General features: G+C 50.4%; 1 rRNA gene. It reads right to left on the reverse strand.

Annotation, left to right across the window (positions count from 1 at the left end):
- Window positions 1–25: 25 nt before the first annotated feature.
- Window positions 26–1,456: ribosomal RNA gene (locus tag F594_RS0109085) — 16S ribosomal RNA — on the reverse strand; the annotation flags it as partial.

Raw genomic sequence — 1,456 nt, forward strand, 5'->3', positions numbered from 1 at the left:
TGGAAGATTTTGGTTTTCTCCTTAGAAAGGAGGTGATCCAGCCGCACCTTCCGATACGGCTACCTTGTTACGACTTCACCCCAGTCACTTGTCCTACCTTCGACTGCTGCTTCCTTGCGGTTAGCTCACAGGCTTCGGGTATTACAAGCTCCCATGGTGTGACGGGCGGTGTGTACAAGACCCGGGAACGCATTCACCGCAGCATTCTGATCTGCGATTACTAGCAACTCCGACTTCATGTTCTCGAGTTGCAGAGAACAATCCGAACTGAGACCGTCTTTTTGAGGTTTGCTTGACCTTGCGATTTCGCTTCTCTTTGTTACGGCCATTGTAGCACGTGTGTTGCCCAGGGCATATAGGGCATGATGATTTGACGTCATCCCCACCTTCCTCCGATTTATCATCGGCAGTCTTTCTAGAGTCCCCATCCGAAATGCTGGTAACTAGTAATAAGGGTTGCGCTCGTTGCGGGACTTAACCCAACATCTCACGACACGAGCTGACGACAACCATGCACCACCTGTATAAGGGCTTCCGAAGAAGAAAACTTATCTCTAAGTTCGTCTCTTATATGTCAAGCCCTGGTAAGGTTCTTCGCGTTGCTTCGAATTAAACCACATGCTCCGCTGCTTGTGCGGGTCCCCGTCAATTCCTTTGAGTTTCATGCTTGCGCACGTACTCCCCAGGCGGAGTGCTTATTGTGTTAACTGCGGCACCGATTTATACCGACACCTAGCACTCATCGTTTACGGCGTGGACTACCAGGGTATCTAATCCTGTTTGCTCCCCACGCTTTCGTTCCTCAGCGTCAGATTGTGCCCAGCAAGTCGCCTTCGCCACCGGTATTCTTTTTAATATCTACGCATTTCACCGCTACACTAAAAATTCCACTTGCCTCTACACTTCTCAAGCTATACAGTTTCAGATGCTTACAAAGGTTGAGCCTTTGCCTTTTACATCTGACTTGCATTGCCGCCTGCGAACCCTTTACGCCCAGTGATTCCGGACAACGCTAGCCCCCTACGTATTACCGCGGCTGCTGGCACGTAGTTAGCCGGGGCTTTTTCTTATGGTACCGTCATTATCTTCCCATATAAAAGAGCTTTACGACCCGAAGGCCTTCTTCGCTCACGCGGCGTCGCTGCATCAGGGTTTCCCCCATTGTGCAATATTCCCCACTGCTGCCTCCCGTAGGAGTTTGGACCGTTTCTCAGTTCCAATGTGGCCGTTCACCCTCTCAGGCCGGCTACCCATCGTTGCCTTGGTGGGCCGTTACCTTCACCAACTAGCTAATGGGACGCGAGTCCATCTTTTACCACCGGAGTTTTAACTTTCTTAATCATGTGATTTGATAGTTTCATCAGGTTTTAATCCCGGTTTCCCGAGGCTATCCCTGTGTAAAAGGCAGGTTACTCACGTGTTACTCACCCGTCCGCCGCTAATCCGTCTTATCTTC

The organism is Peptoniphilus lacrimalis DSM 7455, assembly GCF_000378725.1.
GTDB lineage: Bacteria > Bacillota > Clostridia > Tissierellales > Peptoniphilaceae > Peptoniphilus_A > Peptoniphilus_A lacrimalis.